The organism is Streptococcus sp. KR, from assembly GCF_002238115.1.
GTDB lineage: Bacteria > Bacillota > Bacilli > Lactobacillales > Streptococcaceae > Streptococcus.
On record NZ_NGVM01000378.1, the window covers coordinates 1 to 214 of the forward strand.

The 214-nt window shown below is 41.1% G+C and carries 1 pseudogene; it reads left to right on the plus strand.

From position 1 onward, the window contains the following. Positions 1-214: pseudogene (locus CBI42_RS12360) on the plus strand (acyltransferase family protein); the annotation flags it as partial.

Sequence of the window (214 nt, forward strand, 5' to 3'; positions counted from 1 at the left end):
GGTAGTGCCATTTCACCAACCAAGGATGCCAAAAATGTTTTGCAGGAAAACATTACGCAAAACGAAAAAGCTTCCAGTGCGAAGAATAAAGCTGCCTTGGCCAAGCAAAAGAAGGCTTCCAAGCTTTCTGCAAATCAAAAGCGGATGAAGAAGCTTTTGAAGAAGAAGCTAACTGTTAAGCAGTACAAGATTGCCAAGCACTATGGTTTGAATA